The 24,709-nt window shown below is 65.6% G+C and carries 20 protein-coding genes and 1 riboswitch; of the genes, 8 read left to right on the top strand and 12 right to left on the bottom strand.

The genetic code is table 11. The features are described from left to right. Positions 1 to 29 precede the first annotated feature (29 nt). From SLQ30_RS29795 to SLQ30_RS29770, 6 genes are all read left to right on the top strand, one after another. The gene (locus tag SLQ30_RS29795) at positions 30 to 164 is read left to right on the top strand and encodes a hypothetical protein (protein WP_319450477.1); all 135 of its coding nucleotides are present in this window, start codon (positions 30 to 32) and stop codon (positions 162 to 164) included. Then, positions 161 to 1,519, top strand: coding sequence for a hemolysin family protein (locus SLQ30_RS29790; protein WP_319450478.1), 1,359 nt, complete (start codon positions 161 to 163; stop codon positions 1,517 to 1,519). Before SLQ30_RS29795 ends, SLQ30_RS29790 begins: the two co-directional genes overlap by 4 nt. Continuing rightward, positions 1,512 to 2,561, top strand: coding sequence for a hemolysin family protein (locus tag SLQ30_RS29785; RefSeq protein WP_319450479.1), 1,050 nt, complete (start codon positions 1,512 to 1,514; stop codon positions 2,559 to 2,561). The genes SLQ30_RS29790 and SLQ30_RS29785 overlap by 8 nt, the downstream gene beginning before the upstream one ends. A gap of 44 nt (positions 2,562 to 2,605) precedes the next feature. Further along, positions 2,606 to 3,454 carry a 3-methyladenine DNA glycosylase gene (locus tag SLQ30_RS29780; RefSeq protein ID WP_319450480.1) on the top strand — a complete coding sequence of 283 codons (849 nt, stop codon included), beginning with the start codon at positions 2,606 to 2,608 and terminating at the stop codon, positions 3,452 to 3,454. 120 nt (positions 3,455 to 3,574) lie between these two features. After that, the gene (locus SLQ30_RS29775) at positions 3,575 to 5,785 is read left to right on the top strand and encodes a malate synthase G (protein WP_319450481.1); all 2,211 of its coding nucleotides are present in this window, start codon (positions 3,575 to 3,577) and stop codon (positions 5,783 to 5,785) included. An 81-nt stretch (positions 5,786 to 5,866) separates the two neighbouring features. Continuing rightward, complete coding sequence (locus SLQ30_RS29770; RefSeq protein WP_319450482.1) at positions 5,867 to 8,182, top strand: substrate-binding domain-containing protein; 2,316 nt, start codon at positions 5,867 to 5,869, stop codon at positions 8,180 to 8,182. Here the strand turns inward: SLQ30_RS29770 and SLQ30_RS29765 are convergent. The 12 genes from SLQ30_RS29765 to secA2 form a co-directional block, all read right to left on the bottom strand. Beyond that, complete coding sequence (locus SLQ30_RS29765) at positions 8,179 to 9,045, bottom strand: alpha/beta hydrolase (protein WP_319450483.1); 867 nt, start codon at positions 9,043 to 9,045, stop codon at positions 8,179 to 8,181. The two genes, SLQ30_RS29770 and SLQ30_RS29765, sit on opposite strands and share 4 nt — an antisense overlap. A gap of 10 nt (positions 9,046 to 9,055) precedes the next feature. Beyond that, complete coding sequence (gene gcvP / locus SLQ30_RS29760; protein ID WP_319450562.1) at positions 9,056 to 11,863, bottom strand: aminomethyl-transferring glycine dehydrogenase; 2,808 nt, start codon at positions 11,861 to 11,863, stop codon at positions 9,056 to 9,058. Positions 11,864 to 12,120: 257 nt separating this feature from the next. After that, positions 12,121 to 12,219, bottom strand: a riboswitch (glycine riboswitch). A 78-nt stretch (positions 12,220 to 12,297) separates the two neighbouring features. After that, positions 12,298 to 12,915, bottom strand: coding sequence for a MerR family transcriptional regulator (locus tag SLQ30_RS29755; RefSeq protein ID WP_319450484.1), 618 nt, complete (start codon positions 12,913 to 12,915; stop codon positions 12,298 to 12,300). Positions 12,916 to 13,146: 231 nt separating this feature from the next. Then, positions 13,147 to 13,641 (bottom strand): bifunctional nuclease family protein, encoded by a 495-nt coding sequence (locus SLQ30_RS29750; RefSeq protein ID WP_319450485.1) that lies wholly within the window; start codon positions 13,639 to 13,641, stop codon positions 13,147 to 13,149. Between the two features lie 57 nt (positions 13,642 to 13,698). Further along, entirely contained in the window at positions 13,699 to 14,433 is a 735-nt protein-coding gene (locus SLQ30_RS29745; protein WP_319450486.1) for a MerR family transcriptional regulator, read from the bottom strand. A gap of 61 nt (positions 14,434 to 14,494) precedes the next feature. Continuing rightward, a complete protein-coding gene (gene garA / locus SLQ30_RS29740; protein ID WP_319450487.1) occupies positions 14,495 to 14,974 on the bottom strand; it encodes a glycogen accumulation regulator GarA in 480 nt (159 codons plus the stop codon). 127 nt (positions 14,975 to 15,101) lie between these two features. Continuing rightward, a complete protein-coding gene (gene gcvH / locus SLQ30_RS29735) occupies positions 15,102 to 15,497 on the bottom strand; it encodes a glycine cleavage system protein GcvH (RefSeq protein ID WP_319450488.1) in 396 nt (131 codons plus the stop codon). Positions 15,498 to 15,534: 37 nt separating this feature from the next. Continuing rightward, entirely contained in the window at positions 15,535 to 16,353 is an 819-nt protein-coding gene (locus SLQ30_RS29730) for a DUF881 domain-containing protein (RefSeq protein WP_319450489.1), read from the bottom strand. Positions 16,354 to 16,355: 2 nt separating this feature from the next. Then, positions 16,356 to 16,688: a small basic family protein gene (locus tag SLQ30_RS29725; RefSeq protein ID WP_413468214.1), complete on the bottom strand. Its 333-nt coding sequence runs from the start codon at positions 16,686 to 16,688 to the stop codon at positions 16,356 to 16,358. Beyond that, positions 16,685 to 17,599 (bottom strand): DUF881 domain-containing protein, encoded by a 915-nt coding sequence (locus SLQ30_RS33195; protein WP_413468213.1) that lies wholly within the window; start codon positions 17,597 to 17,599, stop codon positions 16,685 to 16,687. The genes SLQ30_RS29725 and SLQ30_RS33195 overlap by 4 nt, the downstream gene beginning before the upstream one ends. Further along, positions 17,596 to 18,234, bottom strand: coding sequence for a CDP-alcohol phosphatidyltransferase family protein (locus SLQ30_RS29715; protein WP_319450490.1), 639 nt, complete (start codon positions 18,232 to 18,234; stop codon positions 17,596 to 17,598). The genes SLQ30_RS33195 and SLQ30_RS29715 overlap by 4 nt, the downstream gene beginning before the upstream one ends. 11 nt (positions 18,235 to 18,245) lie before the next feature. Then, on the bottom strand, positions 18,246 to 20,594 hold the full coding sequence (gene secA2 / locus SLQ30_RS29710) for an accessory Sec system translocase SecA2 (RefSeq protein ID WP_319450491.1): 2,349 nt from the start codon (positions 20,592 to 20,594) through the stop codon (positions 18,246 to 18,248). A 220-nt stretch (positions 20,595 to 20,814) separates the two neighbouring features. Between secA2 and SLQ30_RS29705 the strand changes: the two genes are divergently transcribed. Then, entirely contained in the window at positions 20,815 to 22,722 is a 1,908-nt protein-coding gene (locus SLQ30_RS29705) for an ABC transporter ATP-binding protein/permease (protein ID WP_319450492.1), read from the top strand. 42 nt (positions 22,723 to 22,764) lie between these two features. After that, positions 22,765 to 24,678: an ABC transporter ATP-binding protein/permease gene (locus SLQ30_RS29700; RefSeq protein ID WP_319450563.1), complete on the top strand. Its 1,914-nt coding sequence runs from the start codon at positions 22,765 to 22,767 to the stop codon at positions 24,676 to 24,678. Positions 24,679 to 24,709 lie beyond the last annotated feature (31 nt).

The raw sequence follows: 24,709 nt of genomic DNA, 5'->3' as shown, positions 1-24,709 counted from the left end.
CCCCCCGAGACCGCTAACATGGTGCATTCATGACGCCGGCCAAGGAGAGGGAGCACGTGCCGCTGGTGCCCGCAACGGCCCCTGCATCCGAGCCGGACGACGCCGAGCCATCCAGTAGTTCGCCGGGCCAAGTGCCTGGCGCCTTCGCCGCGGACACTCGATGAGTCTTACCGTCACCTTGCTGGGTTTGCTGGCGTTCGTGGTGCTCACCGCAGGTACTGCGATATTCGTCGCCGCCGAATTCTCTCTGACCGCGCTCGAGCGCAGCACCGTCGACGCGAATGCCCGCACCGGCGGCCCCAGGGACAAGCTGGTGCAGCGCGCACACAAGACGTTGTCGTTCCAGCTGTCGGGCGCGCAAGTCGGCATTTCGATCACCACCCTGATCACGGGCTTCTTGGCCGAGCCGCTGCTCGCCCAGCTGCTCAAGCCGGCCTTCGAGGCGCTTTCTCTGAGCAAGGGGCTCTCCGATGGCCTTGCGCTGGCCGCGGCGCTGCTGATCGCCACCTCGGTGTCGATGGTGTTCGGCGAACTGGTCGCGCAGTATCTCGCAGTCGCGAAGCCCCTGGCGACAGCCCGTGTCGTGGCCGCGCCGCAGCTGTTGTTCTCGATGGCCACCACGCCGTTGATCAAGATGACGAACGGCACTGCCAACTGGATTCTGCGTCGACTGGGCATCGAACCAGCCGAAGAGCTGCGGTCGGCGCGGTCGCCGCAGGAACTCGTCTCATTGGTGCGAAATTCGGCCAAGAGCGGCTCGCTCGACATCGCGACGGCCACGCTCGTCGACCGTTCGTTGCGGTTCGGCACCCGGACCGCCGAGGAATTGATGACGCCCCGTTCGAAGATCGACGTGCTGCAGTCCGACGACACCGTCGCCGACTTGGTGGCCAAGGCGATGGAAACCGGCCACTCGCGATTCCCGATCATCGAAGGCGACCTCGACGAGACCATCGGGATCGTGCACGTCAAACAGGTTTTCGAGGTGACCCGAGCCGACCGGCCCCACACCAGGCTGGCGACCCTCGTCCAACCGGCCCCGACGGTGCCGTCGACCCTGGACGGCGACGCTGTGATGACGCAGCTGCGAGCAAGCGGACTGCAGACCGCGATGGTCGTCGACGAGTACGGCGGAACGGCCGGCATGGTGACCGTCGAGGACCTCATCGAGGAGATCGTCGGCGACGTCCGCGACGAGCACGACGACGAGACCCCCGACGTCGTCGAGATGCGCAACGGCTGGCAGGTTTCGGGGCTACTACGCATCGACGAGGTCGACACGGAAACCCCGTTCCGGCCGCCAGAAGGTGACTACGAGACCATCGGTGGCCTGGTCCTTCAGGAGATCGGCCACATTCCGGTCGAGGGCGAGTCGGTGACGTTGACCCAGTTCGACCCCGACACGACGCTCGATCGAGCGGTGCGGTGGGAGGCCAGTGTCGAGCGGATGGACGGTCGCCGCATCGACCTGATCAAGCTGGTCAGGCTCCCCCCGGACGAGGAATCCACGGATGGGTGACCTCCTGGGTGTGCTGCTCACCGTGCTGTTGTTGGCAGCCAACGCGTTCTTCGTCGCTGCGGAGTTTGCATTGATCTCCGCGCGCCGCGACCGGCTCGAGGCGCTGGCCGAACAGGGCAAGCGCAACGCGGTCGCCGTCATCAAGGCGGGGCAGAACCTCTCGCTGATGCTTGCCGGCGCGCAGTTGGGCATCACGGTGTGCTCGATCCTGCTGGGCCGGGTCGGCGAACCCGCGGTAGCTCACCTCTTGGAGAAGCCGTTCGACCTGTTGGGCGTCCCGGACGCCGTGCTGCACACCGTGTCGTTCCTCGTCGCGATCACGGTCGTCGTGGTGCTACACGTATTGCTCGGCGAGATGGTCCCGAAGAACATCGCCATCGCCGGGCCAGAGGCGGCCGCAATGCTGCTCGTCCCGCCATATCTACTCTGGATCCGGATCGCGCGCCCGTTCATCGCCTTCTACGACTGGTGCGCCAAGCTGGTGCTCCGCGTGTTCGGTGTCGAAGCCAAGAACGAGCTCGAGAACACCGTGTCGACCATCGAGCTGTCCGAGATGATCGCCGAATCTCTGTCCGAGGGCCTACTCGACCCGGAGGAGCACACTCGCCTGTCGCGGGCGCTGCAGATCCGCAACCGCGTCGTGGCGGACGTCGCAGTGCCCATCAAGGAGATCTACGCATTGCCCGCCGCATCCGATGGCAGGGCGCCGACCGTGGCAGCCATCCAACAGGCGCTCGCCGAGACTGGATACTCCCGATTCCCGGTCGTCGATCCTGCCGGGCGGATCACCGGCTACGTGCACATCAAGGACGTGCTGCCACTCGTCGATGACATTGACGCGGTGCTCGACTCGTCAATGGTGCGGCCCTTGCCGTCGGTTCCTGCTTCCATGCCGCTGCCCGACGCATTGTCCCGGCTGGTGCTCAACAACAGCCACCTCGCCTTGGTCACCACCGACGACGTCGTCACCGCGGTGGTCACGCTCGAGGATCTGGTGGAGGACCTCGTCGGCACCGTGCGCGACGGAACCCATCGGGTCTAGCGGTCAGCGTGCCTCGAGAAGTCGTTCTTGCGCAGCAAGACTGGATGCGTCGCCGAGACGTCCACGAGAGTCGCCTCGATGGGCTCGCCGGCCCGTACCTACGTGCGCGAGCGGCAGGCCAACCGCATCCGGTGCTTGACTTCTTGTTCACCTACTACAACCTGAAGCCGCGCCACCTTCGGCGCTGGCATCCGGGTTTCGGTGTCACCCTCGCCGGACCGGGAGCCGACGAGTATTCGCATCTAAAGGGTTACTGTGCAACGGATTTGGGTGTCACCGTGGACCGGCGCCAGCTCGCGCGTCGCCGCGAGACCACCGAGTATGTCGAGCGGCTCATGGCGGCGACCGCAAGTCGCTCCCCCGCGCTGTCCTGCTTTGGGCTGCACGAATGGGCCATGGTGTACCGGGCGAAGGAGCTGCGCCACGACGCGATTCCGCTTCGGCTGGGTCCCGCGGGAACGGACGTCGTGGTCGAATCGTTGCCCGTGCGCTGTACTCATTTCGACGCGTATCGGTTCTTCACGGAGTCGGCGCGCCCGCTCAACGCCACGCCGCTGACCCGACAGGGTCAGGTCGCCAGCGAACAGCCGGGGTGCCTCCACGCGACGATGGACCTGTACAAATTCGCCGCCAAGCTGTTGCCGCTTGTCGACTCCGACCTACTGATGGATGCGTTCGAGCTGGCGTTCGCAGCGCGCGAGCTCGACATGTGCGCCAGCCCCTATGATCTTCGCGACTTCGGATACGAAGCCGTGGCGATCGAGACGGCTTCGGGCCGAGCGGAGTACACGCGGCGGCAGGCCGACCTGTCGCGGCGGGCCGCCGGCGTACGGACCGCACTGCTCCATCGGTGCCGGGAGCTGCTGGCGGCCTCCAGCGAAGTGGCCGGATAGCGCCCGCGACGCATCTTGCTCGCGCTAAACAATGGTATGACGGGCTTCTCACCCCGGGTACATGGCAGTTAGCTGCAGTTACTCGCGGGTAAGCTTGATCGACGCTTCAGAGAGGAAACCATGACAGATCGCGTGACGGCCGGGAACCTGCGGGTGGCCCGCGTGCTGTACGACTTCGTCAACAACGAGGCCCTACCAGGTACGGGTCTCGATCCGGACAGCTTCTGGGCGGGCGTCGACAAGGTCGTCACTGATCTTGCCCCCAAGAATCAGGACCTGTTGGCCCGCCGCGACGACCTGCAGGCCCAGATCGACAAGTGGCACCGCCAACGCGTGATCGAACCACTCGACATCGAGGCCTACGAGCGGTTCCTCAACGAGATCGGCTACCTGCAGCCCGAGCCCGCCGACTTCACGATCACCACCTCGGGAGTCGACAGCGAGATCACCAGCACCGCCGGACCGCAGCTCGTGGTGCCCGTCCTGAACGCACGGTTCGCGCTCAATGCCTCCAACGCACGCTGGGGTTCGTTGTATGACGCGCTGTACGGCACCGACGTCATTCCCGAGACCGACGGTGCCGATAAGGGCACCAGCTACAACAGGGTGCGTGGCGACAAGGTCATCGCCTACGCCCGCGCGTTCCTCGATGAGGCAGTGCCCCTGGCCACCTGCTCCTGGGCGGACGTGACCGGACTCAGCGTCGCCGACGGCCAGTTGGAGGTCGCGACCAGCGCCGGGGAGTCCGTGGCGCTCGCGAGCCCGGAAAAGTTCGTGGGCTACACCGGAACACTCGGCTCGCCCGAATGGTCGGTGCTTCTGGTCAACAACGGCCTGCACATCGAGATCCTCGTCGACCCCGAGTCGCCCGTCGGCTCCACCGACGAAGCCGGCATCAAGGATGTCGTGCTGGAGTCGGCGATCACCACGATCATGGACTTCGAAGACTCCGTGGCCGCCGTCGACGCCGACGACAAGGTGCTCGGATACCGCAACTGGCTCGGCCTGAACCGCGGTGACCTGACCGAAGAGGTCAGCAAGGGCGACAAGACCTTCACCAGGGTGCTCAACGAGGACCGCACCTTCACTCGGCCGAATCCGGGCCTGGACGGCGAGTCCGAACTGACCCTGCCTGGGCGCAGCCTGCTGTTCGTGCGCAACGTGGGCCACCTGATGACCAACGACGCGATCACCGATGCAGACGGCAACGAAGTGCCCGAAGGCATTCAGGACGCGCTGTTCACCAGCCTCGTCGCGATGCACGGACTCAAAGCCGACGATGACAACGGCCCGCTGCTCAACAGCCGCACCGGCTCGGTGTACATCGTCAAGCCCAAGATGCACGGTCCCGACGAGGTCGCGTTCACCTGCGAGTTATTCAGCCGGGTCGAGGACGTGCTCGGCCTTCCGCAGGCCACGCTCAAGGTCGGCATCATGGATGAAGAGCGCCGCACGACGCTGAACCTGAAGGCATGCATCAAGGCGGCCGCGGATCGCGTCGTGTTCATCAACACCGGGTTCCTCGACCGCACGGGCGACGAAATCCATACCTCGATGGAGGCTGGCCCGATGGTGCGCAAGGGCACGATGAAGAACCAGCCCTGGATCAAGGCCTACGAGGATGCCAACGTCGACGCGGGCCTGGCCGCCGGGCTATCCGGCAAGGCGCAGATCGGTAAGGGCATGTGGGCCATGACCGAGCTGATGGCCGACATGGTCGAGCAGAAGATCGGGCAGCCCAAGGCCGGCGCCACGACGGCGTGGGTGCCGTCGCCGACCGGCGCGACGTTGCACGCGATGCACTACCACCAGGTCGACGTGTTCGATGTCCAGAAGGAACTCGCAGGCAAGAAGCGCACCACGATCACCGAACTGCTCACGATCCCGCTGGCCAAGGAGCTTGCATGGGCGCCCGAGGAGATCCGCGAGGAGGTCGACAACAACTGCCAGTCGATCCTCGGTTACGTGGTGCGCTGGATCGACGCCGGCGTCGGTTGCTCCAAGGTGCCCGACATTCACAATGTGGCATTGATGGAAGACCGTGCCACGCTTAGGATTTCGAGTCAGCTACTCGCGAACTGGCTGCGCCACGGGGTCATCACGGAGGCTGACGTCAAGGCGAGTCTGCGGCGGATGGCGGCGGTTGTCGACGAACAGAACGCAAAGGATCCTTCGTATCTGGCCATGGCGCCCGATCCGGACGCCAGCATCGCCTTTGCCGCTGCCCAGGAGCTGATCCTGTCGGGTACCGAGCAACCGAACGGCTACACGGAGCCGATCCTGCACCGGCGCCGCCGGGAGTTCAAGGCTCGCCAGCTTGCCAGTGGCTAGACTTCGGCGTCAGGACCCGGATGACAGAGGTAAAACCACGTGGGCGACGTCCACGTCGCGTAGCGAGCACAGAGGTTAGGGATGGGTAGGCACAGCGTTCCCGATCCCGACGACCTGTCGGGCGAGCAGCCCTACCAGGGCGACGACTACGACGACGATTACCGGACCACCCAGATACCGCGGGTCGAGCCGGAGCAGGAGCCACCGCCTGGCTACGACCAGTACGGGCAGCCGGGGTACGGCGCGCGCGGTTACCGAGACACAGGTCATCGGGACACAGGCCGCCAGGACGCTCGGTATCAGCCTGGCTACCCCGACGCCGGCTACGAGGACGATGCTTATCAAGCGGCCGGTTACGAAGAGGCCGAGTATCGGGCACCTGGCCGTCAGGACGCCGGCTACCGGGACGGCGGATACCAGGCACCGGGATATGCGGCGCCTGGATATGAGGACGCTGGTTACGAGGTGGCCGGTTACGACGATGCCGGCGATGACGATCAAGAGGATCAGGACTACCCCGAATCCGACTTCTGGTCGCATGACGACGACCTCGGCTACGAGGAGCCCGAACAGGCCGCCCTGTCGTTCGCGGCGTCCACCCCGCCGCCCCGTCCGCCCGCGACCGGCCCGCAGCACGGCGGCGAATGGGAGGGCGGCGATTGGACCGGCAGCCACCGCGCGGTCGCTGCCGGACGGCGTGGTGTCAGCAAGGGCGTCGTCGGCGCGCTCGCAGCGGTCGTCGTGGTCGTCGGCGCGTTCATCCTCTGGCGCTTCTTCGGTGACGCGTTGTCCAACAGATCCCAAGTCGCGGCCGCGCGCTGTGTCTCAGGCGACGTCGCCGTCGCGGTCATTGCCGATCCGTCGATAGCGGACCAGGTCCGTACGTTCGCAGACCAGTACAACAAGTCGGCCACCCCGGTCGGCGACAAATGCGTGAAGGTCGGTGTCACGTCCGCTGGTTCGGATCAGGTGGTCGACGGATTCACCGGAAAGTGGCCAGCCGAACTCGGTGAGCGACCCGCGCTGTGGATTCCTGGCAGTTCCCTTTCGGCCGCCAGGGTGGAAGCGGCGACCAGCCAGAAGACCATCACCGCCAGCCGCTCCTTGGTCAGCTCGCCCGTCATGCTCGCCATGCGTCCGGAGTTGAAGACCGCACTCGCCCAGCAGGGTTGGGGTAACTTGCCTGCCTTGCAGACCAATCCGACCGCCCTGGACGGACTGCGCCTGCAAGGCTGGGGGCCGCTACGTCTGGCCTTGCCGTTGATCGACGACAGTGACGCCACGTACCTCGCGGCCGAAGCGGTTGCCACCGCTGCCGCACCGCCCGGCGCCCCCGCCACGGCCGGCGCAGGTGCCATCTCGACGCTGATGTCGGGACAGCCCAAATTGGCCGACACCAAGCAGTCGACGGCGCTGGACGCCTTGTTGCAGGACGGCGCTCCTGCGGCCGCCCCGGTTCATGCCGTGGTGGCTACCGAACAACAGATCTTCCAACGGGCTGCCTCCCTGCCGGATGCCAAGAGCAAACTGGCGGCGTGGCTGCCCTCGGGCCCGGCAGCCATCGCCGACTACCCGACCGTGCTGCTGTCCGGGGATTGGCTCGAGCAGGAGCAGGTCACTGCTGCAAGTGAGTTCGAGCGGTTCCTGCACAAGCCGGAGGCTCTGGCCGACCTGTCGAAGGCCGGTTTCCGAGTCGATGGCGCGACGATGCCCGAGAGCGACGTCACCGAGTTCAGCGCGCTGTCAGGGCCGCCGCTTTCGCTGGGAGACAAAGACGTCCGGACAACGCTCGCCAACGCCGTGAGCGCACCGGCTCAGAACCCAGCGGTGACCATCATGCTCGACCAGTCGATGAGCACCGAGGATGGCGGGAAGTCGCGGGTAGGCAACGTGACCGCGGCGCTCAACACCCGACTCCAGGCGTTGCCACCTACCGCGGTCATCGGCCTGTGGACCTTCGATGGTGTCGCTGGTCGCTCCGAGGTCGCCACCGGTGAGCTCGGTGATCTCGTCAACGGGCAGGCGCGTTCGGGCGTGCTCACTTCCAACCTGAACGGTCAGGTGGCGTCCGGGGGCGGTGCGGTGTCGTTCACTACGCTCCGTGCGCTTTACACCGACGCGGTGGCGAACTTCCGTGAGGGCCAGGAGAATTCAGTGCTCGTCATCACGACGGGTCCGCACACCGACCAGAGCCTCGACGGGGCAGGTCTGCAGGAGTTCATCAAGCAGAACTTCAGTCAGGCGAAACCCGTTGCGATCAACGTCATCGACTTCGGTGGCGACCCCGACCGGGCCACGTGGGAAGGCGTGTCCCAGTCCACGGGCGGCAGTTACCAAAATCTCAACTCCTCGGTGGGCCCCGAACTCGGTGCGGCGCTCGCCACCGTCCTCGGTTAGCCGCCAAGCAGCGCCAGCGCCCGCGCGGTGAACTGCTCGGGTACCTCGACCTGCGGGTAGTGGCCGACACCTGGAAGCTCGACCACGTCAGCGGCAGGTCGCAGCAGGCGTAACCCGTCGAGCACGTTCGGCGTGGCCACCGGATCGTCGAGGGCCCAAAGGAAGCTGAGCGGCTTGGCCCAGTCCCGTACCGCACCATGCCAACGTTCGGCGTACTTCACGCGCTCGTCGAGGTACGAGATCAACAGGTGCGCAATCCGGTGGCCACCGTTGTGTTCCAACAGTTCCCACTGCGCCGTCGCCTCTTCTTGCGACAAGGGATGCGCGGCGCTGAACAGCTCCGCGAAGCCCTTGGTGAACATCGTTCGGTTGGCCAGCCTGGAGGCGAGCGGGCCGAGTGGACCGCGGAGCACCTTCTGAATCGGGCGCAGGCTGGCACGTTCGAGGATGACGCTGCCGTTGGTCAACACCGCGCGCTGAAGCTCGAAGGGCAAGCGGCCCTCGAGATCTCGGGCGAGCAGTTCGGTGGCCACCGACGTGCCCATGTCATGGGCTATGAGCACCACGGGGCCCGACGACTCCCCTGCGACGACGGTCTGTACCAGATCGGCCTGCTCGAGCAACGAATACCGGTGCGGCCGCGGTTTTCCGGACAGGCCGAAGCCGAGGAAGTCCATCGTGACCCAGGCCCGTCCGCCAAGATGCGGGACCACCATGCGGTAGTCGAACGAACTCGACGGGTAGCCGTGAAGCAGCAATATCGTGGGGCCGTCACCTGCTGCGGCCCGGACGAATATCGAGCCGACACCGGTCTTGATGAAATGGCCGCCTTCGAGCCAGTCCCGAACGATTGCCGCCGACATGTCCGGAAGGCTAGGCGAACGCCTCCACCGGCGGGCAGGAACACATCAGGTTGCGATCGCCGTACGCGCTGTCGATGCGTCGCACCGGCGGCCACACCTTGGGACGGAAGCCCTTGCCCAACGGATATGCGGCCTGTTCCCGACTGTAGGGGTGGGTCCATTCGTCGACCAGCAGGCACTCGGCGGTGTGCGGCGCTCCGCGCAGCGGATTGTCGTCGGCGGGCCAGTTGCCGGAACCCACCTCGTCGATCTCGGCCCGGATGGCGATCATCGCCTCGCAGAACGCATCGACCTCGGCGAGGCTCTCACTCTCGGTCGGCTCGACCATCAGGGTGCCCGCGACGGGAAAGCTCATGGTCGGGGCGTGAAAACCGTAGTCCGCCAATCTCTTCGCGACGTCATCGACGGTCACGCCGGTGGTCTTGGTGATACCGCGGAGGTCGAGGATGCATTCGTGCGCGACCATTCCGCGCTCACCCGTGTACAGCACCGGGTAGTACTCATCTAGCCGACGCGCGATGTAGTTGGCCGACGCCATCGCCACCAGCGTGGCCGCCCGCAGCCCTGGTGCGCCCATCATCCTGATGTATGCCCACGTGATGGGCAGGATCGATGCGGAACCGTACGGCGCCGCCGAGACGGTGTAGTCGTCGCCGAGCTCGTCGGCGAGTGGATGGCCGGGCAGGAACGGCGTCAGATGGTCGCGCACCGCCACCGGACCAACGCCTGGGCCACCGCCGCCGTGCGGGATGCAGAACGTCTTGTGCAGGTTGAGGTGGCTGACGTCTCCGCCGAACTTCCCTGGCCGCGCCAGCCCCACCAAGGCGTTCAGGTTGGCCCCGTCGACATATACCTGGCCGCCGACGTCGTGCACGGCGGCGCAGATTTCGGCCACGTCGTGTTCGTAGACGCCGTGAGTGGACGGGTATGTGATCATCAGTGCTGCAACGTTTTCCGCATGTTCGGCGATCTTGGCGCGCAGATCGTCAAGGTCGACGTCGCCGTTGTCGCGGCAAGCGATCACCACGACCCGCATGCCGGCAAGGGCTGCCGATGCGGCGTTGGTGCCGTGGGCGCTGGATGGGATGAGGCAGATATTGCGTTGGTCGTCGCCGCGGCTGCGGTGATAGGCCTGAATCGCGAGCAGACCGGCGTACTCACCTTGAGACCCCGCGTTGGGCTGCAACGACACCGCGTCATACCCGGTGAGCTGCGTCAGCCAGGCTTCGAGGTCGGCGATCAACGTGCGCAGGCCCGGGGTATCCGACGTTGGGGCGAACGGATGCTGGCGAGCGAACTCCGGCCAGCTGATCGGTTCCATCTCGGCCGCAGCGTTGAGCTTCATGGTGCAAGAGCCCAGTGGAATCATGCTGCGATCGAGCGCGATGTCCTTGTCGGCCAGCGACCGGAGATAACGCATCATCTCCGTCTCGGTGCGGTACCGCGTGAACGCCGGGTGGGTGAGGAAGTCCGTTGTACGAGTGGCAATTTCGGGTCCCGACCAGTGATGTCCGCCCCGGGTTGCGCCGAATGCTGCGAGCACGTCCTCCACATGGTGCGCGGTCGTCGCCTCGTCACACGACACCGACACGTGGTCGGCATCGACCAGCCACACGTTGATGCCCCGCGCCTTCGCCGCTGCGCGCACCTCCTCGGCACGCCCGGGCACGCGGGCCAGCACGGTGTCGAAGAAGGCTGCGTGCACGACCTCCACCCCGGCTTCGGTCAGCCCCATCGCCACGGCGAGGGCGTCGCCGTGCACCCGGTGCGCGATGGCCCGCAGTCCGTCCGCGCCGTGGTAACTGGCGTACATGGACGCCATCACGGCGAGTAGCACCTGGGCGGTGCAGATGTTGCTGGTCGCCTTGTCCCGCCGGATGTGTTGTTCCCGGGTCTGCAGCGCGAGGCGGTAGGCCGTCGATCCGTCAGCGTCGAGCGACACCCCGACCAGCCGGCCGGGCAGCTGACGGGCATGCTTGGTATGCACTGCCAAGTAACCGGCGTGCGGTCCACCGAACCCCATTGGCACGCCGAAGCGTTGGGTGCTACCGAACGCCACGTCGGCGCCGTACTCCCCCGGTGGCGCAACGAGGGCGAGCGCCAGCAGGTCGGCGCCAACGGCCACGAGTGCGCCGCGGTCGTGTGCTTCGGCGACCAATCCCGACCAGTCGACCACGGCGCCGCTGGCCCCCGGCAGCTGGACGATGACGCCGAAGAACTCTCCGTCGGGCAGGCCGTTGCGGAGGTCGGCGGACACGACCTCGATACCCAGCGGCTTGGCGCGCGTCTCGATGATGGCCGCCGTCTGACGATAAATGTCGACGTCCACTGCGAGCCGGTTGGCTGAACCCTTGACCGCGCGGTGCATGAGCGTCATCGCCTCTGCCGCGGCCGTACCCTCGTCGAGCATCGACGCATTGGCGACCTCTAGGCCGGTGAGGTCTTCGACCATGGTCTGAAAGTTCAACAGCGCCTCGAGCCGGCCCTGGCTGATCTCGGGCTGGTACGGCGTGTAGGCCGTGTACCACGCCGGGTTCTCAAGGATGTTGCGACGCAGCACCGGCGGCGTGAGCGTGTCGAAGTAACCCTGGCCGATCATGGAGACGGCCACCGTGTTGCTGTCGGCCATGGCCCGCAGTTCAGCCAAGGCATGCTCTTCCGTCGCAGGAGCCGGCAGCCGGTCGAGTCCTGGTGCAACACCGTCCACGGTCAAGGTGTCGAGGATGCCTGCGGGGAGCGCCTTTTCGGCGAGTTCATCGAGTGAGTCGACACCGATCACCTTGAGCATCGTCGTGACTGCGACGGTGTCGGGACCGATGTGCCGATCGGCGAAGCGGGCTTGGTGGCGACCGTCCCCCGAATCCGGACGACCATCTGAATCAGAACCTGGATGAGCATGTGTACCGGACACGGGAACCTCTCGGACTCAGAGCGCAGAACCGCCCAGCGGTTCCTCTCCCTCTGTCGTCGACCCGTACCGGGCGCCTGAGAGATTCGGCAACTGCGGCTGGTGACCGCCTGCGCCTTTCCCCATGGGCGGGCGAGTTAACTACTCACCGCTTTCCAGAGGCATCGTGGCTCCGCGCGGTCCTGGGTGCCTGAGAGGTTGACGGAGAGGTATTGCTCCTTCGGCGCTCGTGGCTGGCGACCACGAAACTCTCCCGCGCAGGGGCGATGCTCGGCTGAGTCTACCGGAGGGCAGGAGCGAAGCGACCCGGGAAGTGCGGCCGGCATGCATCCCGCGTCGAGCGATCAGCCGATCTTGCGGTCGCGAGTCTTGCGCCGGGAGGCCAGTTCGTCCTCGGGGGTGGGAAGGGACTCGCCGCCGTCGGCGCGCTCGCCAGGAAAGTCTGCAATGGCTCCGGTGAGTTCCCGCATGGCCCCGGATACCGCGATACCGAAGACGCCCTGGCCGCCCTGCAACAGGTCGACGACCTCCTCGGCGGACGTGCACTCGTAGACGGTCGTGCCATCGGAGAACAGCGTGATGTTGGCCAGGTCCTTGACGCCGCGCTGACGAAGGTGATCGACGGCCACCCGAATGTTGTGCAGCGAGATGCCAGTGTCCAGCAGCCTTTTCACGATCTTGAGAACAAGGATGTCCTTGAACGAGTACAGCCGTTGGCTACCGGAACCCGCGGCACCGCGGATGGACGGCACGACGAGCGACGTGCGCGCCCAGTAGTCCAGCTGGCGGTAGGTGATGCCCGCGATCTGGCACGCACTTGGCCCGCGATAGCCGACGAGCTCGTCGGGCACCGAATTGTCGGGGAACAAGCCGGCCTGCACGGGCTCACTCGGCGCGGCGGCCGGTGGCGGCGTGTCGATCGAAGAGAGCTCCAATTGATCTTGACGTGGCGTGTCGCCCACTGTCCATCCTCTCGCCGATCGAACTCGCCCAGCAGCGCTACCAGCAAAACTCCCGCAACGCGTTTGTCCCCGAGCCCGAGTGTGTCGAGCATACGCTTTTCGTCCTAGCCGCACTGCCCTAAAGCTGCCCGGGTCCTCAAAGTATGGCTGCCCGATCGACGGATGACGGAAACCTCCGCCGCGTGTCGAGCACGATGCCGCAGTTGAGACGCATCCGTGATGAAAGCGGCCTCAGGTGGCCTTGAAGTCGTCGGGCGACACGCTGTCGAGGAACTCCTTGAACTTCTCGACTTCGTCCTCACGAACGGCGCCTGCGGCTTCTTCGTCGTTCTCGTCGGGGATGAGCAGCCCGGCCTCGGCCAGCACGGCTTCCTCGACGTAGATCGGGACCCCGACGCGCATCGCGATGGCCACCGAGTCCGACGGTCGCGCCGACACCTTGATGTCGCGGTCGAACACCAGATCTGCGTAGAAGGTGCCCTCCTGAAGGTCCACGATCCGGACTTCCTTCAGCGAATGCCCAAGGGCGGCAATCAGATCTCGAATCAGATCATGGGTGAGCGGTCGGGCCGGCTCGACGCCCTGCTGCTCGAGGGCGATTGCGTTGGCCTCGGGCTGCCCGATCCAGATCGGAAGATAGCGGTCACCGTTGGACTCGCGAAGCAACAAGACCGGTTGGTTCTGGGGCTGCTCAATGCGAATGCCAACCACGCGAACCTCGCCCATCAGTGTCTGCCCTCCAGCACCGTCACGCCCGCCATCAGCCTGTAGCGAGTCTAGACCTCAGTGATCCAGAACGTCGCGCACAGCGGACTTGATCAGCGACGTGTGCAACGTGATAGCCAGCGCCGCGACCTCGCGAGCAAGGTCGTCGGCGCGATCCCGGGCGCCGGCCTTGCCCGCCTTCACGACGGGACCCGCGATCTGTGCGATGAGGTCGGACTGGCGGTCGGCCGCGGACCGGAACGCGCGCAGATGGCGGGGTTCGATGCCGTACTCGGCCAAGGCCTGCGCACACTGCGCCGTGACGACGGAGTGTTCGTCGAAGAATCCGCCCGGTCCTGGCTTGATGATGCCCGCCTTGACGAGCGCGTTGAGCACCTCGACGCCCACCCCCGAGCGAGCCAGGAGATCCTCCCGGCTCAATCGCACCTGAGCGGGCCCGACGGCCGCGATGCCTTGGTGGTCTGCTTCGTCGTTCACCGGCACCAACCGCGGCACCCCGTAAGTAGACCGCTGCTCCGGCAGGTCACCGTCAGGGTGCGAATCCAATTGCGACTTGATGACCTTCAACGGAAGGTAGTGGTCCCGTTGCGCGGTCAGGACGAAACGAAGCCGAGCGCAGTCATATGCGGTGAATCGTCGGTATCCGGACGCCGTGCGCTCCGGCGTGACCAGTCCTTCGGCTTCCAAGAACCTGATCTTGGAAATGGTGACGTCCGGGAAGTCGGGGCGGAGCAGATCAAGCACCGCTCCGATGGACATCCCGGCAAGCGCGGGCTGGTCGGGCTGAGTCATCTGCTTTTCCCGCAAGCGCTCATCGGCGTCATCTGCTTTCCGCGCAGGCGCTCATCGGCGCCTAGCTACCGGCGCTGCCGTCGTCGGATTTGGGTCCGGTCAGGAACACCAGGCGGAACTTGCCGATCTGCACCTCGTCACCGTTGGCGAGGACCGCGGAGTCCACCGGCTCACGGTTCACGTAGGTGCCGTTGAGGCTGCCGACGTCAACCACCTGGAACTCACTGCTCTCGAGCCGGAACTCTGCGTGCCGACGACTGACCGTGACGTCATCGAGGAAGATGTCGCTATCGGGATGACGACCGGCCGATGTTCTCGGCTGGTCGAGCAGGAACCGCGAGCCCGCATTGGGGCCGCGCTTGACCACGAGCAGGGCCGAGCCTGCGGGTAGTCCCTCAACTCCGGACACCGCAGTTTCGGTACCGGTGGTCGTGGACGGGTCGAGTTCGTTGAGGAAGTCAGAGCGGAAGACCGATGTGGTCTCCACCGAGACGTCATCCGACGTCTGGTCCGCTCCCGAAGTGGTGTCGTTATCCGTCACCCGCTGCTCCTCACTGGCCGCTGTGGCGATCGTTGGTCGGCCTTCTGACGCGATGGCCGACGGGCATACATCTCCCCACGACCGTACCGCGCGGCGTGGCGGGATGTGCCCACCACCGCCGTAATGGTCATTCCTCGACGACCTCGCGGTAGCCGTCGGCGTCGAGCAGCGCTGCGAGGCCCTGTTCCAACGCCTCGGTACCGAGCTCGAGGTCGATGAGCCAGCCAGCGCCATACGGATCGGAGTTGACCAGCTCCGGTGAGTCTGCCAGATCACTATTGATCGCAACGACTTTCGCGCTGATCGGCGCGTACAGATCTGACTGCGACTTGGTCGACTCCACGTTTCCGAATTCGGTGCCCGCGGTCACGTCGGCTCCGACTTCTGGCAACTCTACGAACACCACGTCACCGAGCGCGGACTGCGCGTAGTCGGTGATGCCGACCCGCACGGTGCGCTCACCGGTGCGTTGCACCCACTCGTGGTCGGGGGTGTAATTCAGCTCGGACGGAATCTCGCTCACGTTGCTCCTTGGGTGTGTCGGCGCGGGGAATCGACCGTCATTTGACTGGCTGAGCGTATTGGCGCGGTTTCGGTTGTCGCAAGGTGGTCACGTTAACGACGTCGGCCTGTTGGACCGTCATCGTCCCACCGACCCGCTCGATGCTGTCCATCGCGCCGCCGGGGATGTTCATCGCCGCGGCCAGCGTCGCTGGATCGCCAATCGCCAGAACTGAATACGGCGGACTCATCGGTACCCCGTCGAACACCAACGCGCCCGGCGCGCCTACCACCCACGTGTCGACGCCAACGCGCACGGTCGACTGACTCCCCTCTTGCCCTCCGGCATCATTTCCCGGGTCGCTTCGCTCCTGCCCTCCGGAGCCGACTTGCATGGCTTCGGCTCCCGCTGCGCGCAACTCGTTGATGACGTCGAGCATCGTCTCGGACGACACGCCCGGCGCGGTGTCGCCGATGGTCAGCGTGACGCCAGGACCGGTCGCTGCGACGGTCCCGATCAGGATCGACAGGGCGGCCAGCCGGGACTGCGCATTTTCGATCGCCGCCTGGTCGCTGCTGCCCGAGGCTTGCAACGCCGCCAGGGTGCGCTGTAGATCGGCCACCTCGGTGTTGAGCGCGGCTTCTCGCTGCTGCAGCGAATCGAGCAGGATCAGAAGGTCCGCAGGGCGGGCGCTGTCCAACGAATCGCCGGATTCCGTCTGCCTGACCTGTGTGACGATCGCGATTCCGAGCACGACGCACAGCACGACCGCCAACGCCCCGAAGACGAGCCGTGATCGTCCGCGTCGCGCGCCGCCACCTGGCGGTTCGCCGGGGGTGAGCTCGTGCCTGCCCTTGGGGGCGTCCGGATCAGTCATGGTCACGCCCCAAACAGCCTGCGCCGGAGCGCGGCGGCGTTACCGAAGATGCGAATGCCGAGCACGACGATGATCGCCGTGGACAGCTGGGTACCGACGCCCAGCTGGTCCCCCACGTAGACGATGAGTGAGGCCACCAGCACGTTGAACACGAAGGAGATCACGAAGACCTTCGAGTCGAAGATGTGCTCGAGGTAGGCACGGAGTCCACCGAAGACCGCGTCGAGTGCGGCCACCACCGCGATCGGCAGGTACGGCTGGATGACCTCCGGCACACTGGGATGGAACACCAGGCCAAGCGCGATCCCGGCGACGAGGGCGATGATTCCGATCATGACGACCCAATCTTCTTGGCGAAGTTGAGGTCTCGGACCGAACTGGCCGGGACCACGAGGCCTTCGCCTTCACTGACGTTGACACCTACGCCGTAGGACGTCTCCAGCAGCCGGAGCCGCTGCAGTGCGGGACTGTTGCCGAAGACGTCGCGCACGGCGTGCGGTGGTCCGATGGCAACGATCACGTACGGACTGGCAATGGGTTGATTGTCGACCAGCATGCCGCCCCCAGCCTGCCGGATGGTCACGTTGGGTCCAATTCGCACTCCCCCCACGGAGATGGCCTCGGCGCCACTCACCCAAAGGGAGTTCACGGTGAGTTGCAGGTCGCGATCGAGGATGATCTGCCGACTCCCCGCGATGCGCTGCTTCGACACGTCGCTCAAGTCCTTGGCGGCAGCCGGTTCGGTGACGGTGACCGTCAATCCCGGCCCGGTGACTGCAGTGGCGGCGGCGGCGGACTCCGCGGCGTCCAACGCTGCGAGCAGCTGCCTGCCGCGCTCGTCGCCCTCCAGCCGGCTGCGCCGCTCGGACTCGACCTGTCCGGTCAGCGCATCGCGCCGGGCGGTCGCATCGCGGGTGGAGGTATCGGCGGCCCGCACACGGGCGGCGAGCACCTGCTGAGCGGTCTTGGTCGCGGGTGCGACGGACTCGGCCTGGGCGGCCGCGGTCGCGAACACCGTGGCAACGGCCAAGCCTGCACAGAGCTGCCAGGCCAATTCGGAAGTCCGGCCCCGCCCCTTGCCGTCCTTGCGACGTTCGGCAGCTGCCGCGTAGCCCGGGTCGAGATGATCGGACAGCAATGAGCGCAACAGCGACGGCACCGGGATCAGCGTCGGTGCGTCCGCCTCGTGGGCGTTGCGTCCGGCCTCAAGGCTGTAGCCACCGAGCGCGCGCTCGTCGTCGCTCACCTGCCAGACGTCCCCTGGTCGCCAGTCGCGCGCGGCAGTTGCCGCACCACCAACTGCACCTGAATGAGGTACAGCACCGCGGACCACAGATACATCGCCATGCCCCAGATGAGGAAGGCCCAGCCGCAGGCGAGGATGACGCGACTCCACAACTCATCCCACTGACCAAGCAGGACAAGGGGAAAGCCCGACATGAGCGCGAACGTGGCGGCCTTGCCCAAATACGAAACGGGCAGCGCCGTCAGCCCGCGGCTACGCAATACCGGAAGCGTGGTGGCCAGCAGCACGTCGCGCCCGAGCAGGACGGCGACGAACCACCACGGCACGATGCCCGCAAACGCGAGGGCGATCGGAACGGCCGCCATGTAGATGCGGTCGACCGCCGGATCCAGCAGTGCCCCCAACCGCGACGACTGGTTGGCGACCAACCGCGCGATCTTGCCGTCGGCCCAGTCGGAGAAGCCGCTGAACATCAACACGGCCACCGCCCAGCCGTATTCGTGAACACCGAACAACAGATAGAGAAAGACTGGAACCAGGATCAGCCGCAACACGCTCAACGCGTTCGGCACCGTCAACACCCGATCGCCGGGTGCCTCCCGCACGTCGCGCTTGCCCTCGGTATTGGGCTCCATAGGCCGTAAACCTAGCGGAACACTCCGGGCAGACTGAGCGCCGCCATGGCGTCGTCGTCCAGCGGATTGTCGTGGATCATGTACGTCCACGTCGAGGTGGGCCTTGCGAGTTTCGACAAGTCGAGTCCTGGCTCGTCTTCGAGCACGTTCGCCGTCTCAAACGTTTGTTGCGCCGCCTCGATCGCATCCGCGGCGAGCGACCCGAACGCGTCGACCGCCATCCGGTGGAATTCGTCGAGCGGGTCCTGCCTGCCAAGCGCGCGCAGGTGGATGCTCTCTCGGATGTCGGAAAGGTAGGCCTGGTGATCGGCCCATCCGCGGTCGAGGTGATACAGCATGATCAACCGACAGATCTTCTCCAGCCGTTCCTCACCCACCTCCTCGACCAGTTCGTCGTAGCGCTCGGGAGAAAGTTCGGCGAGCTCCTCTCGGGCGGCCGCGGTGCGCAGGAGGTGCTCGCGGCGCTCGGAGATGATTCCGCGCTGCTGAGCGATGAGTTGGTTGTAGCGCCAGGTGTTCGCGTGGACGTCGAGCAGCTTGCCTTCCGCGACCCGCTGGGCGTGTTCGAGCAGCGTGGCCGCTCGGTCGCTGGTGATGCGGCCGTCCTCGTCGGTATCCATGGGCAGCTTCTGGGGCTCCAGGTGGGCGACGACGACGTCGTCCTCCCAGCTGGAGAAGAACAATGACGACCCGGGATCGCCCTGCCGTCCGGCCCGCCCGCGCAGTTGGTTGTCGAGGCGCTCGGTGTGGTGCCTGCCGGTTCCGATCACGTGCAGGCCACCGAGCTCGGCAACATCGTCGTGGCCGGTCTCGTCGGAGCCGCCCAGTCGGATATCGGTACCGCGTCCGGCCATCTGAGTGGACACCGTGACCTTGCCCAACGTGCCCGCCTCGGCGATCACCGCCGCTTCCTCGGCGTCGTTCTTGGCGTTCAGCACGACGGCGGGGATGCCCGCCTTGACGAGCCGTTCGTGAAGTTCTTCCGATTCGGCGACGTCGCGGGTGCCGACCAACACCGGTTGCCCGGTCTTGTGGACCGCGGTGATGTGCTCGACGACGCCGTCGTACTTGGCGGCCGCCGTGATGTAGACCCGGTCCGTCTCGTCCTCACGGACGTTCGGAGTGTTCGGCGGAATCGGGGACACCCCGAGCTTGTAGAACTTGCGCAGCTGCTCGCCCGCCGCCAACGCGGTGCCCGTCATTCCGCACACGGTGGGATACCGGTTGATCAGCGCCTGCACGGTGATGGTGTCGAGTACCTCACCCGTCTCGGTGGTCTCGATGCCCTCCTTGGCCTCGACGGCGGCCTGCAGCCCATCGGGCCACCGCTGCAGCGACGCGATCCGGCCGCGCGACGAGTTGATCAGATGCACGGCGTCGTCGCGGACGATGTAGTGCACGTCGCGTTGAAGCAGCACGTGCGCGTGTAGCGCGACGTTGATCTCGGTCAGCGTGGTTCCGACGTGCTCCTCGGAGTACAGATCGATGCCGCCGAGCGCCGACTCGAGCTTGGCCGCCCCGGCTTCGGTGAGTTGGACGTTGCGCCGATCGGCGTCGGTTTCGTAGTACGTACCCGACGTCGATCCCGTGGTCAGGTCGCCGATCAGCGCGATGATCTCCAATCGGGGGGTCTCGCGGTGTGTGGTGCCTGCCAGCACCAAGGGCACCAGCGCCTCGTCGACGAGCACCGAGTCGGCCTCGTCGATCAGTGCGACGTCCGGCTCAGGCGAAACCAGGTCGGCGACGTCGGTCACCAACTGATCGCGCAAGACGTCGAAGCCGATCTCGTTGACCGAGGCGTAGGTGACGTCGCACCCGTAGGCATGGCGCCGCTCGTCAGCAGTCGAGTCGGCGGTGATCCAGCCGACGGTCAGTCCCATCGCCTCGAACAGCGGACCCATCCACTCCGCGTCGCGCCGCGCCAGGTAGTCATTGACCGAGATGACGTGGACGCTGCGCCCCGCGATGGCGTACCCGGCCGCAGCGATGGCACCGGCAAGCGTCTTGCCTTCGCCCGTTGCCATCTCCACGACGTCGCCCGCAAGCATGCGGAGCGCGCCGAGAAGCTGAACGTCGAACGGCCGCAAAGCGGTTGCGCGTTCGGAAGCCTCCCTGGCGATGGCGAGGAACTGTGGGATGTCGGCCGATTCCGCCAGGTCGTCGAGGACGAGCAGGGTGGCGGCTTTGCGCAGCTGATCGTCGTCAAGCTTGGCGGCCTTGGCGTCGAACCCCTCGGAGGAGCTCACCTGCGTCATCGAGCGAGCCTGATCTCGATCGGTGCTCGCACCGAGCAGCTTCCAGAATCGGTTGCTGAATCGACCGGGCGAGGCGGTCTTGGATTTGGGTGCAGTCTTGGGCACGTGTTTACGGTACGCGGCACGAAGACGGACCCCCGACGGACAACCCCGAAAGCGCGCACATCACGCGCCCGGACGGCTACCTACCTGCGCGGCACCTTCGGCTGATCGGCGTCGCCGACCCGAACACGGGGGTCGCCGACCTCCCAGAGACCGTGCTGCGCTGCGGTAACTTCGCCCGAGAGCGGTTGCCAGGGGACGGCCCCACGGAGGTGCTTCGTCGATGAACTCGGAGATACTCAGATCCTCCGTCGACTGGAACAACGAACTCCTCAACTCGGCGTTCTGGGTGCTCAAGGCCTTCGCGATCGCTGCGATCTGCGTGCTGGTCGGGCTTGCGCTGGTCGGTCGGTTCACTGAGTGGGGACAGCAGTTTCGGCGGATCACCGGTCAGTACTTCGTCGGGCGCGCCAGCGTGCCGGTATGGCTGGCCGCGGCAGTGCTGCTGTTGTCGGTCGTCGTGTCGGTGCGCATCACCGTGCTGCTGAGCTACTACGCGAATGATCTGTTCTCGGCGCTGCAGTTCGCGTTCCAGGGCGGTGGATCCTCCAATCAAGCCCTGAAAGAGGCTGGTATCGATGGCTTTTGGAAATCGATGGCCATCTTTGCCGTACTCGCCACGCTGTCGGCGTTTCGGTTCTTGCTCGATCTCTATGTGACTCAGCGGTTCGTGCTCCGATGGCGCGTGTGGTTGACGGGCCGATTCGTAGACGACTGGCTCGACGGATACGCGTACTTCCGAGGGCAACTCGCGTCGAAGCCGATCGACAACCCCGAACAGCGCATTCAGCAGGACGTCGACATCGTCACCGCAATCACCGGGCTGCCGAATGCGCCTGCGCACGGATCCGAACGGATGCTGGTGTTCGGGGCGGTCGAATCCTGCTTGAGCGTGGCCTCATTCGGAACTATCCTCTGGCAGTTGTCTGGACCGTTGACCATGCTCGGCGTGACGATCCCGAAGGCGCTGTTCTGGATCGTCATCGTGTACGTGGGGGCGGCCACGGTCATCGCGTTCTGGATCGGACACCCGTTGATCCGGCTCAACTTCTTGAATGAGTTGCGCAATGCGAGCTTTCGCTATGCGATGACACGATTGAAGGACTCGGCCAGCGCGATCGGATTGTATCGGGGTGAGGACGTCGAACGACACCAGTTGCACGACAAGCTAACTGGCATCGTCGAGAACTACCGCGGATGGTTGAACCGCATGATGTGGTTCGTCGGATGGAACTTCTCGGTGAGTCAGGTGATCAATCCGTTGCCGTTCATCGTTCAAGCACAACGACTCTTCGCCCACGAGATCTCCTTCGGGGCCGTCATGCAGTCGGCGACGGCGTTCCAGGCCATCCACGATTCGCTGTCGTTCTTTCGCTACGCCTACGACTCATTCGCGGGGTATCGGGCCGCGCTCATGCGCCTCGACGGGCTACTGGACGCCAACACGCGCGCAAGAGTGCTGCCGCAACTGAGCGCCCATCGCTCGCCAGACGCGGCCTTGCGACTCGAGGGCGTGGACGTGCGCACGCCGGCAGGCCAGCCCTTGATCCAACGCCTGAACGTCAGCCTCGACCCCGGCGACAGCCTGGTGATCAGAGGACCTTCGGGAAGCGGTAAGACGGTGCTCTTGGAGAGCATCGCCGGCTTGTGGCCATATGCCACAGGCAATGTCTTCTTCCCGATCCCCGGCCGCGAGACGATGTTCCTCTCCCAGCTGCCCTACCTCCCACTCGGCGACCTACGGGCGGTGGCGTCGTACCCACTTCCCGACGGCGCCGTCAGCGACGACGACATTCAGCGCGCACTGTTGACAGCGGCACTGCCGCATCTGATCATCCGGATCGGAGAGGTCAGGGACTGGGGCAAGATGCTCTCGGTCGGCGAGCAACAGCGCATTGCGTTCGCCCGCATCCTGGTCAACCGACCGAAGGCGGTGTTCCTCGACGAGGCCACCTCCGCCCTGGACGAAGGCCTGGAGATGATGCTCTACGCGGCCATTCGCTCAGCGCTGCCCGACTCGATCATGGTCAGCGTGAGCCATCGAAACACCGTCGAGCAACATCACGAACTGCAACTCGAACTACTCGGCGGCGGCGAATGGCGGCTCGAACGCTTCGCCGCGACCACTTGAGCCATCGGCAGCAAGTCAAGGTACCTTGCCGGGATGGACGGAATGGACATGTGGGCCCCGACGCTCGATTGGGGCAGCGAGCTTCTCACGTCTCTAGTGTGGATCGCCAAGGGCTGGGCCATTGCGGCCGTCGCCACCCTGATCGTCCTGGCACTCATCGGCCGCTTCACGCTCTGGGGCCGGCAGTTCTGGCGCGTGACGGGCGCATATTTCACCGGCCGCTCGAGCGTCACGGTGTGGCTGTGGCTGGCGGGGCTGTTGCTCTCGGTCATTGTCGGCGTACGGCTCTCGGTGCTACTCAGCTACTACGGCAACGATCTGTCGACGAGCTTCCAAGTGGTGGCCGCAGGGCTGGCGAGCGGTAACCAGACGGTCAGAGCCTCCGGAATCCACGGCTTCTGGTTCTCCATCCTCATCTTCTGCATCCTGGCGACCATCTACGTCGCGCGGGTCATGCTGGACCTGTTCCTGATGCAGAGGTTCATGCTGCGGTGGCGGGCTTGGCTAACCGATCGGCTCACCGGCGACTGGCTCGACGGCAAGGCCTACTACCGAGCGCGCTTCATCGACGACACGATCGACAACCCCGATCAGCGCATCCAGACCGACATCGACATCTTCACCACGGGTGTCGGACCGACGCCGAACACGCCGAACAACACGACCGGTTCGACGCTGTTGTTCGGTGCGATCAGCGCCATCGCCTCGATGATTTCGTTCACCGCGATTCTGTGGGGGCTCTCGGGACCGCTCACGCTGTTCGGGGTCACGCTCCCCAAGGCGATGTTCTGGATAGGGCTTGGCTATGTGCTGATCGCTTCGGTGATCGCGTTCTGGATCGGTAAGCCGATCATCTGGCTCGCGTTCGACAACGAGAAGTTCAACGCCGCTTTCCGATACGCGCTGGTGCGGCTGCGCGATGCGGCGGAGGCGGTCGCCTTCTATCGTGGCGAGCTCGCCGAACGCACTGGGCTGCGGCATCGCTTCGCGTCCGTCGTCGCCAACTACAAGCGCTACATCAACAGAATGATGGGCTTCTACGGCTGGAACCTCTCCGTCAGCCAGGTCATCGAGCCGCTGCCCTACGTCTTGCAGTTCCCGCGGTTCTCCGCAGGCGAGATCCAATTGGGCGACATGACCCAGTCCGCGGCGGCGTTCGGCAGCATCCAGGAAGGCCTTTCGTTCTTCCGCAACGCCTACGACCAGTTCGCCGGCTACCGCGCGGCGATCATTCGTCTACACGGTCTGGTGGTCGCCAACGAGGAGGGCAGGGCGCTGCCCGCCGTGACGACTGCGGCCTGTGTGGACGGCACCGTGCAGCTGGAGAAGGTCGAGGTCCGTACCCCGGACGGCCAGCAGCTCGTCAACCCGCTCGACCTGCATTTGCAGGTCGGCGACACGCTCGTGGTCACCGGCAAGTCGGGCAGCGGCAAGACGACGCTGTTGCGCAGCCTCGCCGAGCTGTGGCCGTTCACGTCCGGCACGTTGACCCGGCCGTGTGGGCCCAACGAGACACTGTTCCTGTCCCAGCTGCCCTACGTTCCGCTCGGCGACCTGCGCGCCGTGGTCTCCTACCCGTGTGAGGAGGGCACGCTCACCGACGCCGAATTGCAGCAGACGTTGGAACGGGTCGCGCTCCCGCATCTCGTCGCACGGCTCGACGAGGTTCAGGACTGGGCCAAGGTGCTCTCCCCCGGCGAGCAGCAGCGCATCGCGTTCGCCCGGATTCTGTTGACCAAGCCCAAGGCGGTCTTCCTCGACGAGTCGACGTCCGCCTTGGACGAAGGCCTCGAGATGACGTTGTATCGGCTCGTCCGCACCGAGCTGCCGGACACCATCCTGGTCAGCGTCAGTCACCGCAAGACCGTCGAACAGCATCACAACCTCGAGCTGCAACTGCTCGGCGGTGGCGAATGGCAGCTCAGCAGGCTCGACGAGGAGCCGGTCGGCGTATAGCGACCGGGAACGCCCCGCCCCGGTAACTTCC

Source organism: Mycobacterium sp. RTGN4, assembly GCF_033804635.1.
GTDB lineage: Bacteria > Actinomycetota > Actinomycetes > Mycobacteriales > Mycobacteriaceae > Mycobacterium.
The sequence above is the reverse complement of the archived record's forward strand: the minus strand, read 5'-3'. Positions and strand labels throughout refer to the sequence as shown.